The organism is Streptomyces sp. CA-142005 (assembly GCF_050942335.1).
In the GTDB taxonomy this organism is placed as follows: domain Bacteria; phylum Actinomycetota; class Actinomycetes; order Streptomycetales; family Streptomycetaceae; genus Streptomyces.
Genome location: NZ_CP192079.1, coordinates 200,960 through 215,880, shown reverse-complemented (window position 1 = coordinate 215,880; position 14,921 = coordinate 200,960). Strand labels below are relative to the sequence as shown.

Below are 14,921 nucleotides of genomic sequence, written 5' to 3'. Positions count from 1 at the left end.
CTGGTCAGGAGCGGGCGGAGCTTGTGAGCGGCCGCGGCGGCGCCGCTTGTTGGTGCAGCATGAGGAGTGAGCGAGTCAGGGATGCCAGATCGTCCAGGCGGTCAGCCCGACGCGACTCGGCGACGGTGACGTCGAGGGCCCTGTGCGTGCGGCGCACGACGTGCTCCGCGGTGTGCCACCACTCGCCTCGCATGTGCGGGGCCTGGCCCTCGACCTCGGGCAGGAGAAGCCCGGCGTGCCCGCGCAGCAGCCCCGCCAGACGCGCCCGCTGCTCCTGCGGCAGGTGCCCGGTGGCCAGCAGCACCGTGTTGTAGCTCTGGCGGATCAGGTCAGCGTCGATGGGCGCCGCCTCGAGGTCAGCGGACGCATCGCGCGTGTTCACTGACACGTCCCGGCAAGGGCGAGGCGACACCAGATGGTGGCCCCCTCATCCCTCGTTCCCCACCCGCCGCCGTGTGCGCCGGCAAGGTGGCCAACGAGGAACAGGCCGCGGCCGCGCTCGGCGTCGCTGCCGACGTTCTGCACCGTGAAATCGCCGGGCGTCTCGTCGTGCACGGCGAGGTCCAGGAAGCCGTCGCGGACCGCGAGGGTGAGGGTGACCTGTGATCCGCTGCCGTGCACGACGGCGTTGGTGACCAGCTCGGACACGATGAGCGTGGCGTCATCGACCAGGTCCGGCAGACCGCAGTAGCGCAGCCAGGCCGCGGTGACCCGGCGGGCCATCTGCACGCGACGGGCGTCCGGCTCAGCGACGTCGCGCCCGTTGCTGCCCGGGGAGACGCAGAAGCACACACTCATCAGGTCTTCGGCCACGCGGGGGCGCCCACGCTCTATGCAGGGGCCGCCTGTCGGCGTCGCCGAGCCAGTTCTCAAGGGTGGTGCGCTCGTCACCGCTGCTCCCAAGGCCGAGATCAGTCGCTTTACTCGTAAGAGGTAATCGCGCGGTCACCGTCTGCGGGTACCGTGGGCCGTAGGTGCGACCGTGAACACCGTGAACGCCATGGAGCTGTCGGGAGTTGAGACATGGCCACGAGGAAACGCACGCCCAATCCAGCCTTGGACAGGCTGCTTGAGCAGGCACGCTGGACGCGCACGCAGTTAGCGCAGCAAGTCAACAGGCTCGGGCCGCAGGCCGGACTGCAACTGACGTACGACCGGACCGCTGTCGCGCACTGGATTGCCGGTACGCCACCGAAACCCGAGGTCAGGCCTTTGATCCTTGAGGCGCTGTCCGCCCGCTTAGGGCGACCGGTCACTCACGCGGAAGCCGGACTTCAGGCCGCCCGCCCCGCAGACGGCTCCGAACCAGTCGACACTGTTGAGGAGTTGATCGACCTCGGAAGGGCGGATATGGACCCATCCCGTCGCAGTGTCCTGGCCGCGACTTTGTTCTCTGCCGCGCTGACGGTGCCCGCGTTCAGCAGCAGCAGCGCCCGAGCCGCCGACGACCCGGTCACCCCGGGCAAGGCCACCACCCGGATCGGCGCCTCCCAGGTCGCCTCGGTGCGCTCGATGACGGAGCGGATCGCCGACATCCTGGACGAGTTCGGCGCCGGCCACGCGCGCCCCATGGCGGCGGCGTTCCTCGTCAACACCGTCGGCCCGTGGCTCAGGGCGCAGGCCTCCGAGCCAGTGAAGCAGGACATGCTCGCCGCCGCGTCCGACCTGACCTACCTGACGGGCTGGATGGCCATGTACGAGAAGGCCCACGGCCTGGGGCAGACGTACTACACCACGGCGCTGAAGCTCGCCGACGAGGCGGGCGACCACCTCACCTACTGCCGCACGCTGCGTGGCATGTCCCTCCAAGCCTCGAACCTGCGACACGGCCGGATGGCACTTCAGTTGGCGGACTCGGCGGCCGAGGCGGCACCGTCGGCCGGCCCCCGCCTGGCGGCATTCCTGCGGGGACAGCAGGCACACGCGGCCTCCATGGTCGGGGACCGGCGCCAGGCCCATGCCCGGTTGCGCGAGGCCGAGGCGGCGCTGGCGAAAGCCGACAACCGACGTGATGCGATCGGCGGCTACGACCAGACCGCCTACCTCTTCCACGTCTCCCACGTGCTGATGGAAGAGGGTGACCTGCCGGGCAGCATCGAGGCGATGAAGCAGTCGATCCGTGTGCAACCCGCGCAGGAGCGGCAGGGCCGCGTCCACGCCTACGCGGTCCTCGCGCAGCGTCAACTGCGGTACGGGCACGTGGAGGCCGCATGCGAGTCGTGGGCTCGGTTCCTGGATGAGTACGAGCATGTCTCATCCGTCCGTGGCGATGACCACTTCGCCACGATGCGCACGGACCTGGCGCCGTACGCGAAGACGCGCGCGGTGAAGGAGATCGCTGGGCGGGTCCGGCAGGTGGCTGCGGCCAAGGCCTGAAAATGTGGGGGCCTCCGGGGAGCTGTCGGCAAACCCCGGAGGCACCTCCCACGATACGGCCCCCAGGCGCAGGCAGCGAGCGTGCCGCATCCTCCCTGCTGCACCCACACGTACGACAGTTCGATGGCGCGCGCATCGCAGGACGCTAAGCAAGCGGCCCCACGGTTCGGAAAACTGCCTGCCGCCCCAGGACCGGTCTCCTGGGGCGGCAAGCTGATCAACAGCTATCGCCGGCGCAGGCGACTCACAGGTCCATCCGTGGGCGGCGTTTACCGCCGACCAGAGGCATCCACACGGCCTGGGCGGGACCGTGTTGCTCAAGGTCTTCCAGCACGGCGGCGGAAACACTAGGTCTCCTTCCGTCGCGGGCCGCCCGTGGCGGATGGCCCGGAGGTAAGGGCGGGTGGCTGGTCAGTGGGTGACGGTGACGGTGTAGTCGGCTTCCGGGACGGCGAGCGCGGCACGGATGGCGGCGCGGGTCTCCGGGCTCGGCACCGAGTAGGGGAAGTCCAGGGCGTGCACGGCATCGTCCAGGTGACCGTCGGGCATCGGCAGCACATAGCCGCTGCGGTAGAGGGCGACGGTGGTGGCGGTGGCGACACGGCTGCGGTTGTAGGCGACGGCTTCCTCGGCGTTGACCTCGGTTTCGAGCGCCTCGCTGGCGGTGGGCGGCAGCGCCGCGATTCCGGCGGTGAAGCGGCGGGCGGGAATGCGTAGACGGGCCGGTCGCAGCGTTCGCAGCCTGGCAACTCCTGGGGCAGGAAGCGGGGGAGGGGGAGAACGAAGGGGCTGAGCGCGGCGGGCCAGCGCGGAGGGGACGGAATTTTCCCTGGTGCTGGGGCCGACGTGACGGTTGGTCGCGGCCCATGGGCCGGGAACGGGTCACCGCCTCAGTTGGTCTTGGTGGAGCGGGAACCCACTCCCTGATCTGCTCGTTCCACTCCCGACGGGCCCCAATGAACGTGGCAGCATCGGGATCACGGAGTTGGGGCGGCCGTCGTACCGTCACCCACGCCCCCGAGGCGTCGACGACGGCGCACACACTCGCGACCCGGACCCTGCCTTGCTGCCCGGGCGGGCGGGACGCGTGCTCCCGTGGGCCTTGTGTTAATCGCTGGTGTGCGGCCCGGTGGCACCTGTACGTTGGCATCGCGACCGCGCCTGCGATGCGCCCGGCTGCGGCTACTTCCTTCTGACAACCAAGTGACGCCGCCGCCCTCTTTGATCTCGGCAGGCGCGGGCGTCTTCGCCCCGTCAGATCTTTTGGCCGGGGCCGTCCCATCCTTTGAATCCGGGGGGATTCGCTGCCTCGTTACACCCCACGCGTCTCCAAGATCTGGTCCGAGATGCTCGTGGCCCCGCACATCTCGGCGGCCGCCGGCTCCCTGCCCCCACCACGGTTCCATCACGGGCCCGCCGGAGCGGACTTGTGCACCTACGAGGGCGGCCCGGCCTTCGTCCGGGAGCCCCGCGAGGAACTCTTTCTCCTTGCGGTCGGCAACTTCGTCTCCCAGCGGACCTTCTACGAGAGCGGTGAGGAGCGGGACGACCGCTACACCCGTCTCGTCGGTGAACTCGCTGTCCAGGACCCCGTGTGGACGGCCGGCCTGCTGCGCTGGCTTCGCGGCGAGGGCAACATGCGCACGGCGTCCCTGGTGGGCGCCGCCGCGTACGTGCAGGCTCGGCTCAAGGCCGGCGCGTTTGCAGGCCCGTCCAACCGGTCCGTGATCGACTCGGTGCTCCAGCGAGCCGACGAGCCCGGCGAACTGCTCGCCCACTGGATCTCGGTGCACGGGCGGAAGGTGCCGCAGCCCGTGAAGCGGGGCATCGCCGACGCTGTACGCCGGCTGTACACGTCCCGGTCCCTGCTCAAGTACGACACCGCGTCCAAGGGCTTCCGCTTCGGCGACGTGCTCAACCTGGTGCACGCCTCCCCCGACCCGGACAAGCCCTGGCAGGGCGCGCTCTTCCGGTACGCCTTGGACCGCCGCCATCATCCGGATCAGGCGGTTCCGCCGGCCTCCGACCACCTGCTGACCGCCCACCGGGCGCTGATGGAGTCGGCTGCGGACGAGCGGCGGGCGATGGTGACCGGGCCGGGCGGCTCCGAGCGGCTGGCCGCGGCGGGCATGACGTGGGAGGCCCTGGCGGGCTGGCTCCACGGGCCGATGGACGCCGCTGTCTGGGAAGCCGTGATCCCCACGATGGCGCCGATGGCGCTCCTGCGGAACCTGCGGAACTTCGACGAGGCGGGGGTCTCGGACGAAGTCGCGGCCCAGGTCGCCGCACGGCTCTCGGACGCCTCCGAGGTCGCCCGGTCCCGGCAGTTTCCCTTCCGCTACCTGGCCGCCCACCAGCACGCGCCGTCGCAGCGCTGGGCGGACGCGCTGGAACGGGCACTGGGGCACTCCCTGGCCAACGTGCCGCCCCTGCCCGGCCGGACTCTGATCCTGGTGGACCGGTCCGACTCCATGTTCTGGGACACCGTCTCCGAGCGGTCCAAGCTGACTCGGGCGGACGCGGCGGCCGTGTTCGGCACCGCGCTGGCCATGCGCGCCGAGCAGGCGGATCTGGTGGAGTTCGGCTGGAGCAGCGCAAAGGTGCCGTTCGAGCCGGGCGAGCCGGTGCTCGAGGTGCTGAAACGCTTCCACAGTCTCGGAGGCACCCACACCACGAAGGCGGTGCGGACCCATTACCGGGAGCACGATCGGGTTCTGATCGTCACCGACGAGCAGGCCGCCCCCTACGGCCCCGGCGAGCCGGCCGAACCGGTCCCGGCCGACATCCCGGTCTACATCTGGAACCTGGCGGGGTATCGGCCCGCCCACGGCCCCACCGGCCCCCACCGGCACACCTTCGGTGGCCTCACGGACGCCGCGTTCCGGATGGTCGGCCTCATCGAGGCCGACCGCGAGGCCGCTTGGCCGTGGACCGCTGAGCCGACCTGATCCGAAAGACACGGGCCTGAGCTCAGCACATGAGCATGCGGTAACCGGCGGTGACCGCGTCGGGCGGCCGGTGGTCGCGGTAGTCCGAGACCTTCACGTATCCGCCGGGCATCGTGTCCAGCCGCAGTCCGGGCCTCCAAATCGTCGGTCACGTCTGGGGGAGGCTCTCGACGTCGTCCGCCTTGACCTGCCCTGCCCAGCGGTCAGTTCGCGGCCGAGTGCCCGCCGCTACGCCAGCAGGATGGGGGAAGAGCTGGCTGCAGTCGTCGACCAGGGCCAGGGCCAGGGCACGGGCGGGGCACTGTGCACGGGGGTTGCGGGCGGCGGGCCGGGCGCCGTGAGAGCTGCTGGGCACGCAGGGAGTCGGCTTCGGCCTGGGCGCGGCGGGCGTGCTCGTGCTCTCGGGCGGTCGCGGTGATGCAGTACGGGGCCCACCACTGCTTCACGTCGACGCACGGGCCGGCGAGTTGGGGAGTACCGAGCAGGGAAGGTCGGCCAGCATCAGCAGCAGGACCGGGTGCGGGCCGACGATGAACCACCGTGCGACGGTCCACCAGGCGGCCCCGCGCACGCGTTCACCGTAGATGCGCCTCCCGGCGCAGCCGTGAAGGGGGAAGGGAGGTGGCGTCAGTCCGCTCTGCGCCAGGTGAGTTCGGCGGTGCGGTCTGTGCCCCAGAGGCGAGTGGGGGTGGGCAGGCTCAGCTTCAGGAGGTCGCCTTCGAAGCTGACCGTCCTGACCTGCGGTTGTCCGACCCAGTTCGGGAAGAGGCTGGTCGTGACGTGGTGCTTGACGGTCGAGGGGTCGACGACGTGGAAGGGACCGCCGTAGGCGACATAGGTCAGCGCTGCCTGCGCCAGCTCGTCCGCCGCGGCTTCCTCGAGACGATCGGATCCCGTGTTCGGGCGGTCGCCGCGGCCCAGCTGGGCGGACATGTAGCCGTGGGAGGTGTAGACGATCAGCCCGTGTGGCCTGGGGCCGAGGGGGTAGATGATCTGGCCGTCGGCGCTTGTCGCGGTGTACGACACGAGTTCCCAGACGCCCGTCAGCTTCTTGCGCAGGTCTTCGCGGGCACGGCGTTCGCTGCGCGCCGCCGCTTGGTCGTTGGTTGTCATGAATGGGCTCCTTTCATCGGTGGGTTCGCCTGTCCGGCCCCAGTGCGTGCGGTGTCCCGCGGCGGCGGGACGAGCCACAGCCGGCCTCGCCGGGGCGTCTGCTGGTGTTCGGTGACGGCCGGCGCACGGCGTGCGGCACGCAAGACCGCTCGCCGGTGGACAGTGCGTTCATGGTGGTGTGTTGGGGGAGGGAGAGTCGGGGGGCCCTGTGGGGCGGGGAGGCTGTGGAGGTCAGGTGCGTGTGGGTTCGCCGTCGACGAGTCGCCACAGGTGCAGTGGGTTGGCCTCGCGCAGTGGCTCGGGCAGCAGTTCGTCGGGGAAGCCCTGGTAGGTGACGGGCCGCAGGAACCGCTCGATCGCGCTCATGCCGACGGAGGTGAAGCGGCTGTCGGAGGTGGCCGGGAAGGGGCCTGTGTGGACGGAGGCGTGGGAGACCTCTTGCGGTATGGAGAAGGCGTTGATCACGATGCGGCCGGTGCGGCGCTCCAGGATCGGCAGGAGCTGTGCGGCGGCGGCGCGGTCGGGTGCGTCGGCGTGCATGGTGGCCGACAGCTGTCCTCTGAAGGCGCGGGCCACCTCGTGCAGTTGCTGCATGTCGGTCAGCCGGACCAGCAGGATGGACGGGCCGAAGACCTCCTCACGCAGGGCCGGTTCGGCCAGCACTTGCTCACCGGTGACCTCGTGCAGCAGAGACTGGCCGTCCCCTGCGCGGACCGGGGCCGCTCCGGCGCCGATCCGGGCGGCGCCGTCCTCCTCCATCCGCCGCACGTTGCGGGTGTAGGAGTCGTTGATGCCGGGTGTGAGCATGGTCCGCGCGGCTGTTTTTTCCACCTCGGCCGTCGCCGCGTCACGTAGCTGGGTGAAGCCGGGCCCGTCGATGGCGAGGAGGAGGGCGGGCTTCAGGCAGGCCTGCCCGACGTTGTACTGCGCGTACTGGGCAAGGCCGGCACCGATCTGTGCGCCCCGGGCTGCCAGGGCGGCGGGCAGGACGAAGGTCGGGTTGACGCTGGTCATCTCGGTGAACACGGGGATGGGGTCGGGACGCTGCTGGGCCCGGCGGTAGAGGGCCATGCCGCCGCCCTCGGAGCCGGTGAAGGTGACCGCCCGCGCCAGGGGGTGCTCCACCAGTGCCTCGCCGATCTCGTTGCCTGCGCCCCGGACCAGCGAGAAGACGCCTTCATGCAGTCCCGCTTGGGCGATGGCCTGCTGGATGGCGCGGCCCTGGATCTCGCAGGCACCGGGATGGGCGTTGTGCGCCTTGAGGACAACGGGGCAGCCGGCGGCCAGAGCGGAGGCGGTGTCGCCGCCTGCGACGGAGTAGGAGATCGGGAAGTTGCTGGCGCCGAAGATCACCACGGGGCCCAGGGCCACCTTCTGCATCCGGTGGTCCATGCGCGGTGCGGGCTGCCGGTCCGGCTGTGCGGGGTCGATGGCGGCCTGGAGGAAGCGGCCCTGACGGACGACGGCGGCGAACTTGCGGAAGTGCGCGGCCGCCCTGAGGGTCTCACCCTCGAACTGGGCTGCGGGCAGGCCGGTCTCCAGCGAGGTGCGTTGTGCGAGTTCGTCCTTGACCGCCTCGAGCTTGTCCGCGATGAGGTCGAGGAATGCGGCACGCTCGGCCAGAAAGGTGTGGCTGTAGCTGTCGAAGGCCTCGTCGGCGAGGCGCAGAGCGCGGTCGGCCTCGGCGGGGCCGCCGAAGGCGAATGCGGGCTCGAGGAGTTCTCCGGTGGCGGGATTGAGCGCCTTCATCGTTCCCGCGGTGGCGGGCACGGCGGCCCCTGCGATCAGTAGTTCTCCGGTCAGTGTCATGCCTGGGCTCCCTTGAATGCGGCGGTGAGTTCGTCCGTGGTGACGATGGCGTGGGCGTAGGTGGGGCCGTTCAGTTCGTGCGCGGCGTGCATCTCCTCGGGGAGAAAGGCCGCGGTGGCGTCGCGCACCAGCGTCACGTGGTAGCCGAGTTCCATGGCGAACCGGCCGGTGGACTCGATGCAGGTGTTCGCCAGCAGGCCGATCACCGCGACGTGGGTGATGCCGTGCTGCTTGAGCTGGAGGTCCAGGTCGGTGTTGGCGAACCCGCTCTGCGCCCAGTGCTCCTGGGCGACCACATCGCCGGGCTGCGGCTGGAGGTCGGGGTGGAACTCCCCACCCCAGGTGCCGCGGGCGAAGCTGTGCCGCTCCTGGATCTTTTGCTGGGTGGGATTGGGGTGGTCCCAGCTCTCGTAGTCGCCCGGCTCCCAGCGGCGGTGCGGGACGAACACCACGCGCACGCCGCTCTGGCGGGCGGAGGCGACCACCGAGCGCAGGTGGTCGAGCAGGCCGGTCTCGGCCGCCATGGGCTCCAGGCGCGGCCAGATCTTGCCGCCCTCGGAGAGGAAGTCGTTGTAAGGATCGACGAGCAGGACCGCGGTGCGGCGGGGGACGTAGGTCTCGGTCATGGTGTCTCCTCCGATCTGGATGACAGATAACATCCAGATTTGAGGATTACCTCCATCATCTTGAAAGTCAAATAGATGCAGATCACAGCGGCATTTTGCGTCCTGTGTATGATGCGAATCATCTTTCGTCCGGCGACATGCGCCGCTCCTCGAAGGGAGGCCCGACATGGGGCACTCGCAGGCGGACAAGGCGGCATCCCGTGAGCGGGTGCTGCGGGTGGCGGCCCGCAAGGTCCGCGCCGAGGGCGTGAACCGTCCCGGTGTCGCCGACCTCATGAAGGAGGCCGGACTGACGCACGGCGGCTTCTACAAGCACTTCGCCTCCCGGGACGACCTGATCGCCCAGGCCTCGGCCGTGGCCCTGGCCGAGGGCTCGGCGAAAATGGAGCGAGCCGCGCGGAAGAACGAACAGGATCCGCGTGCCGGCCTCGTCGGCGCCTACCTCGCCCCACAGCACCGCGACGCGCCGGCCACCGGCTGCGCCCTGGTCACCCTCGGCGCCGCTGCCGGACGCGGCGACCAGCACTTCAAAGAGGCCTACGAGAAACAGGTCCGCGCCTACCTCGACCTGATCGCCGGCCTCGGCGACGACTCCGAGCAGGCCCGCGCCGAGGCGATGCTCACCCTGAGCGCCCTGGTCGGCGCCACGCTCATGGCCCGGGCCGTGGCCGATCCCCACCTCTCCGACGAACTGCTCAAAACGGTTGCCGGCCGGCTCGGGCGGCACGCGTCGGGGGCCCCGTCCGACGCCGCCTGACGTGTACCGGCACGGATTGGTCGCCGTCCGGCAACGTACCCAGGCCGCATCCGGCGCAGCGCGACGGGATGATCTCCGGCCGATGCTGTGCGCGGGCCCACCGCCAGGTTCTCGTCCGCGCCCGGTCAAAACGTCATCGCGGCGCGGCCGGCTTGCCGGCGGTGGGCGCAGTGCCTGGCCTGCCGCCCGGAAAGCGGTGCCAGCGGCCGTGCCCGGGGTGTGAGGGGCCCTGGCGCCGCGGCGATCGGCCGAGGCTTCCTGTTCGTCCGCAGCCGTCTTTGCGGCCGTCGGCTCGCGGCGGGCCCCGGAGCCTGCCGGCGGCTCGGACGCAGGCCCAGGCGGACGGCTCGACCGCCGAACACGTCGAGGCAGGCCAACCGTCAGATGAGTGGCGCCAGTTGCACACTTCGTCCGACGGTCGCGGGAAGTCCGGGGTTCGGCGTATTTTGACGTAGTTCAGTATTTTGGGAATTTTCACGGGGATCCTCTGGTGGGGGATCGGCGGAACAGTTGCGTCCGCCCGAGCGGCACCAGGCGGCATCCGCACGGCCTCGTCACCGCATACGGGCGCGATGGGTCACACCCCGACTGACACCAAGGGTGTGAGGGTGCGGCGTCACGAACTGGATGTCAGTGGCTGTTCGGCCCAGATGAGTTTCCCCTCCGGCGTGTGGCGGGTTCCCCATCTGCGGGACAGCTGCGAGACGAGGAGGAGGCCGCGGCCGTTCTCGTCCATCGTGTGGGGGTGGCGCAGGCGCGGGTAGCTGGTGCTGGTGTCGTAGACCTCGCAGGTCAGCGACTCGTGGTGGATGAGGCGTAGGCCGATCATGCCGTCGCTGTGCTGGATGGCGTTGGTGACCAGTTCGCTGACGATCAGTTCCGTGGACGGGGACAGGTAATCCAGTCCCCACTGGGCCAGTTGCCCGGTGGCCAGGGCCCGGGCGCGGCTGACGGCGGCCGGGTCGGCCGGAAGCTGCCAGGAGGCGACCTGGTCCGGGCCGAGCGCGCGGGTCTGGGCGAGGAGCAGGGTGACGTCGTCGTCCGGTGCGCTGGCCGAGAGGGTGTCCACCACCGACGCGCTGAGTTCGTCCAGCGGGAGGCCAGGCCGCGCCAGGGCGATGCTCAGGCGGTGCATTCCGGTGTCGATGTCGTCGTTACGGTCCTCGATCAGGCCGTCGGTGTAGAGGGCGAGCACGCTGTGCTCGGGCAGCTGAAGTGTCACGGACTCGAAGGGGACCAGCCCGAGGCCGAGCGGCGCCCCGGTGGGCAGATCGGGAAAGGTGACGCCTTCGCGCGGATCGATGATCGCGGGCGGCGGGTGGCCGGCCCGCGCGATCGTGCAACACCGGGTCACCGGGTCGTACACGACATACAGGCAGGTGGCGGCCATCGTTGCGCCGGCCGGGTCCCCGGGGTCGGCATCGGCTTCGGCGAGGCGGATGACCTGCTCGTCGAGACGGGCCAGCAGTTCATCGGCAGGCATGTCCATGCTGGCCAGGGTGCGTACGGCGGTGCGGAGCTGGCCCATGGTCGCGGCCGCGTTGATGCCGTGCCCGACTACGTCTCCGACGACCAGGGCCACCCGGGCGCCAGGCAGCGCAATCACATCGAACCAGTCGCCCCCGACGCCGTGGTGACTGTCTGCGGGCAGGTAGCGCCAGGCCACGTCGGCGGCGGACCCGCCCGTTGCGTGGTGGGGGAGCAGGTGGCGCTGCAGGGCGAGAGCGGCTGAGCGTTCGCGCGCGTACTGGCGGGCGTTGTCCAGGGACAGCGCGGCCCAGCTGACCAGTTCCTCGGCCAGGAGCAGGTCGTCCTCCTCGAACGGCGCACGGTCATCCGTCCGCACAAACATCGCCACGCCCAGCAGGGCACCGCGCGCGTGGATCGGGACGACCATCAGCGAGTGCGCCGAGCCGTCGTCAATCGCCACCGGCGCCGCATCGTGGTGCTCCGCCCAGGTGCCGGGCGAGATGTCCAGCACCGGCTCGAAGTGGGACTGTCCAGAGCGCAGGACGCCGGCGAAGGGCGACGCCGGTGGGACGGGGACCGGCTCCCCCCGAGAGATGGGGGAGCCCGGGGCCACCTGGTGGATCGAGGCCAGGCCCGCCCGGCGGAACGCGCGGGGGCGTCCGCCCTGTCCGAGGCGGGCCAGGGGCCCCTCGCCGAGGGGAACCGACTCCGCCAGGTCGACGGTGACGTAGTCCGCGAGGAGCGGCACCGCGAGGTCGGCCAGTTCCTGGCCGGTCTGCATGACGTCCAGGGTGGTTCCGATCCGCTTGCCGGCCTCGCCCAGGATCGCCAGACGCTCGCGGGCCCGTCGGCTGTCGGTGACATCCACGCTCACGGCGCACACGCCCAGGGCACGGCCCTGTGCGTCGTCGAGGCGGAAGAGGGAGGCCGTCAGCGTGCGTTCCGTGCGTGCCTGCGGCGGCAAAAACGCCCGGTACTCCACGTTGAGCGTCGGGACGCCGCTCTCTAGCACCTGGCGCATCAGCGCCTCGAGCGTTTCGGCCTCGCAGCCGGGGGCCGCCTCTGCCAGCGTGCGCCCAAGCCGCCGGGTGAGGGGGATGCCGTCCTTGAGGCCCTGCGTGTCGTTCACCCAGGTGCAGCGCAGCTCGGTGTCGCGTATCGCGACACCGACCGGCAGGCGGCTGGGCAGATGCAGCGCCCCCGGGAGCGAGGGATGCGCCGCTCCGTGCGCCGCCCATGAGGGAGGCGTGGCCTTGTCGCTCGCCGAGACGACCCACTGGGCCCGGCCGTCCTGTCCGGACAGCGACTGCACGCACAGGCGCACGTCGATCCTGTGGCCGTCGCGGTGACGGACCTTCGCGGAGCCGGACCAGCGGCCGGGGGCGGTGCCCTGCTCGAAGAACGCCGAGATTTTCGCCCGGTCCTCGCCGTCTGCCAGCAGGAGGGCAGCGGAGCGGCCTACCACGTCCGCGGGCGCGTAGCCGACAAGCCGCTCGGCGGTCTGCGTCCAACCAACCACCCGCTCATCCGCATCCAGCAGGGCTATGGCCGCGCCGGCGCCGGCCGCCTCAACGGCCGTCTGGGCCACGGAGAATGCCGCTTCCAGGGAACTGCCCATCGATCATTCCTTTCTGTGTCCCCCGCGTCTGAGTCCCCCGTGGTCAGGCGTGCCGGGTGGCCGGCCGTTGTGCTCGCGCGCCGGTCACCGGCCACCAGCGGTGCTGCCCCCCAAGCGCCAGGACTTAACGCGTGCCACCCCGCCGCCCCGGCAGAAAGTGCCCGCCCAGGGCGGCAGACCCGGGGAGCCGGGGGTGCGCCGGGGGCGGGGATTCCCCGGCCTGCGCACGTCCGCAACGCCCTGCGCAAGGACCGTGTGCGCCGGCCGTTTCCGGCCCAGGCCGGCGTACCGTCGGGCGCCGCGCCGCATCAGGTGCCAGATGGCGCGCTGACCGGCTGCGACAGGGTGGCCTTGATGCGCCGAGTCTCCTCGTCGGCGAGGACTTCGAACCGGTCGCCGGTCAGGGCGTCCATGGTCAGCTCGGCCACGGTGGCGGGACTGACCTTCGATGCGTTGGTCCAGGCGCTGAGTTCCGTGTCCACGAAACCGGCATGCACCCCCACCACCAGGGTTCCCTGCGGGTGCAGGGCCTGCCGCAGGGAACTCGTCAGTGACCACTGTGCGGCCTTGGAGGCCGCGTATCCGGGGAACTGCGGCTGGCCGACCCAGGACGCCAGCGAGAGCATGTTGACCAGTGCTCCACCGCCGTTTCGGGCCAGGACCGGAGCGAAGGCCCGGGCCACCGCCCAGGTGCCGAAGTAGTTGACCTCCATCGCCTGGCGTGCACCGTCGAAGGTGCCTTCCAGCAGCCGGGTGCTCCCTCCGCCGACTCCCGCGTTGTTGATCACGATGGAAACGTCGTTCGCGACGGCGGCGGCCGCGGCGACGTCCTCATGGTCGGTGACATCCAGGCGCAGCGGGACGAGGTCGGCATCTGTCACGCCGGCCGGGTCGCGGACGCCGGCGTAGACCTTTGCTGCGCCGTGGCTGATCAGTGAGCGGGCGAACGCACGGCCGATGCCGCGATTGGCGCCCGTCACCAGGGCGACTGATCCTTTGATCTCCATCGTGCTTCCTTTGCAACAGGCACGCCCCGTTCAGGCGGGCTCTCGGTAAGTGGTCGTCCGCCGGCCGGGAGGACCGGCACAAACGGGGAGTCCGGCTGCGATCGGCTCGACGGCCGCTGCCACACCATCCGGCGCGGGCAGAAGGGCATCCCACAGTCAGGCGTTCCCGAGCGGCTCGCGTCCAGCACGCCGCTCCTGGGTCCCAGGCTAACGTCTGGATTTATATATGCAAGTCAGACTAAATCGGGTTTCAGTGGATTAATCAAGAACTGCAATGCTCTGGGCGCTGCACAGTGCTGCAGCCGTTGAAGGAGGTGCAGGAGCCTGCGGAGTGGCGGTGCGGGTGCCGGGTGTCGGCAGGACGCCCGCGGTCAGGGCGCTGCAGTGGGGGCAGGTCCGGGGCGCGTGGTCGCTTCTGCAGGCGTGCCGGTCGAAGCGGTGATCGGAGGCCTGAATTGCAAGATGAAACTCAGGAGGTAGGCTCGTCCTGCACCGTGCCGCAGCCGACGCATGCGGGAGTCGGCACCCTGTGGGAGGTGGGTAGTGTCAATCGAACGGCAGTGGTCAGGCCCCACGGACGACGAACCGGCGTGCTCCATCGAGCGCAGTCTGCAGGTACTCGGCGAGCGCTGGTCCTTCCTGGTGCTCCGCGAGATCTTCGCCGGCCACCACAAGTTCGTCGAGATCCAGTCAGCCCTGGGCATCGCATCGAACCTGCTCAGCGCCCGGCTCAAGCTTCTTGTCGAAAGCGGCGTGCTGTGCACGCAGACCTATCAGGAGCCGGGCAGCAGGCCGCGGCAGAGCTATCACCTGACGGAGGCGGGGCGCGATCTGCGGGTGGTGATGTCCGCACTCCAGCAGTGGGGCGACCTCCATCGCCCGCGTCCCTCGGGCCCCTCCACGTTGCGGCGGACGCGCTCCGGCTCACCCGTCCATGTGGGGTACGTCGACGACGACGGTCACGAGGTGCCCGTCACCGAGGTGGTCAGCATCACGGACACGGTGGCCAGGACCTGACCGAAGTCGCAGGCAGGCCGAGCCGGCCCTCCCCGCTGGCGGCTGGAGAGCCCTCGCTGTTTCCATTGAACTCCCCGTTTACCAGGGAGACTTGCGTGGCGCCCTGCCCCGTGGCCAGGGAGCAGTCACCGGCAGCGGGTGCGCGCCCCGGGCGGACACCCGCATGCTCATGAACCTTGA

Annotated in this window: 13 protein-coding genes; 4 read left to right on the top strand and 9 right to left on the bottom strand. The window is 70.5% G+C overall.

Annotated elements, in window-relative coordinates:
* Positions 1-4 precede the first annotated feature (4 nt).
* Both ACQPXS_RS47410 and ACQPXS_RS47405 read right to left on the bottom strand, forming a co-directional pair.
* Entirely contained in the window at positions 5-382 is a 378-nt protein-coding gene (locus ACQPXS_RS47410; RefSeq protein WP_433456631.1) for a hypothetical protein, read from the bottom strand.
* A complete protein-coding gene (locus ACQPXS_RS47405; protein WP_433456629.1) occupies positions 379-813 on the bottom strand; it encodes an ATP-binding protein in 435 nt (144 codons plus the stop codon). The genes ACQPXS_RS47410 and ACQPXS_RS47405 overlap by 4 nt, the downstream gene beginning before the upstream one ends.
* A 210-nt stretch (positions 814-1,023) precedes the next feature.
* Between ACQPXS_RS47405 and ACQPXS_RS47400 the strand changes: the two genes are divergently transcribed.
* Complete coding sequence (locus ACQPXS_RS47400; RefSeq protein WP_433456627.1) at positions 1,024-2,376, top strand: hypothetical protein; 1,353 nt, start codon at positions 1,024-1,026, stop codon at positions 2,374-2,376.
* Between the two features lie 411 nt (positions 2,377-2,787).
* Here ACQPXS_RS47400 and ACQPXS_RS47395 read toward each other — a convergent pair whose 3' ends face one another.
* Positions 2,788-2,925: a hypothetical protein gene (locus ACQPXS_RS47395; RefSeq protein ID WP_433456625.1), complete on the bottom strand. Its 138-nt coding sequence runs from the start codon at positions 2,923-2,925 to the stop codon at positions 2,788-2,790.
* A gap of 797 nt (positions 2,926-3,722) precedes the next feature.
* Here ACQPXS_RS47395 and ACQPXS_RS47390 point away from each other — a divergent pair.
* A complete protein-coding gene (locus ACQPXS_RS47390; RefSeq protein ID WP_433456623.1) occupies positions 3,723-5,324 on the top strand; it encodes a TROVE domain-containing protein in 1,602 nt (533 codons plus the stop codon).
* Between the two features lie 442 nt (positions 5,325-5,766).
* On the opposite strand, the gene ACQPXS_RS47385 is transcribed toward ACQPXS_RS47390, so the two are convergent.
* The 4 genes from ACQPXS_RS47385 to ACQPXS_RS47370 form a co-directional block, all read right to left on the bottom strand.
* Positions 5,767-5,895, bottom strand: a complete 129-nt coding sequence (locus tag ACQPXS_RS47385; RefSeq protein WP_433456621.1) for a hypothetical protein — start codon at positions 5,893-5,895, stop codon at positions 5,767-5,769.
* A gap of 56 nt (positions 5,896-5,951) precedes the next feature.
* Positions 5,952-6,437 carry a lipocalin-like domain-containing protein gene (locus ACQPXS_RS47380; RefSeq protein WP_433456619.1) on the bottom strand — a complete coding sequence of 162 codons (486 nt, stop codon included), beginning with the start codon at positions 6,435-6,437 and terminating at the stop codon, positions 5,952-5,954.
* 231 nt (positions 6,438-6,668) lie between these two features.
* Positions 6,669-8,246: an aldehyde dehydrogenase (NADP(+)) gene (locus ACQPXS_RS47375; protein WP_433456617.1), complete on the bottom strand. Its 1,578-nt coding sequence runs from the start codon at positions 8,244-8,246 to the stop codon at positions 6,669-6,671.
* On the bottom strand, positions 8,243-8,872 hold the full coding sequence (locus ACQPXS_RS47370; RefSeq protein ID WP_433456615.1) for a cysteine hydrolase family protein: 630 nt from the start codon (positions 8,870-8,872) through the stop codon (positions 8,243-8,245). The genes ACQPXS_RS47375 and ACQPXS_RS47370 overlap by 4 nt, the downstream gene beginning before the upstream one ends.
* A gap of 166 nt (positions 8,873-9,038) precedes the next feature.
* Here ACQPXS_RS47370 and ACQPXS_RS47365 point away from each other — a divergent pair, with 166 nt between their 5' ends.
* Entirely contained in the window at positions 9,039-9,629 is a 591-nt protein-coding gene (locus tag ACQPXS_RS47365; protein WP_433456613.1) for a TetR/AcrR family transcriptional regulator, read from the top strand.
* 616 nt (positions 9,630-10,245) lie between these two features.
* Here ACQPXS_RS47365 and ACQPXS_RS47360 read toward each other — a convergent pair.
* Both ACQPXS_RS47360 and ACQPXS_RS47355 read right to left on the bottom strand, forming a co-directional pair.
* Positions 10,246-12,717 carry a SpoIIE family protein phosphatase gene (locus ACQPXS_RS47360; protein ID WP_433456611.1) on the bottom strand — a complete coding sequence of 824 codons (2,472 nt, stop codon included), beginning with the start codon at positions 12,715-12,717 and terminating at the stop codon, positions 10,246-10,248.
* A 308-nt stretch (positions 12,718-13,025) separates the two neighbouring features.
* The gene (locus ACQPXS_RS47355; RefSeq protein WP_433456609.1) at positions 13,026-13,724 is read right to left on the bottom strand and encodes an SDR family oxidoreductase; all 699 of its coding nucleotides are present in this window, start codon (positions 13,722-13,724) and stop codon (positions 13,026-13,028) included.
* 543 nt (positions 13,725-14,267) lie between these two features.
* Between ACQPXS_RS47355 and ACQPXS_RS47350 the strand changes: the two genes are divergently transcribed.
* Complete coding sequence (locus ACQPXS_RS47350; RefSeq protein WP_365334520.1) at positions 14,268-14,741, top strand: winged helix-turn-helix transcriptional regulator; 474 nt, start codon at positions 14,268-14,270, stop codon at positions 14,739-14,741.
* Positions 14,742-14,921: the final 180 nt, after the last annotated feature.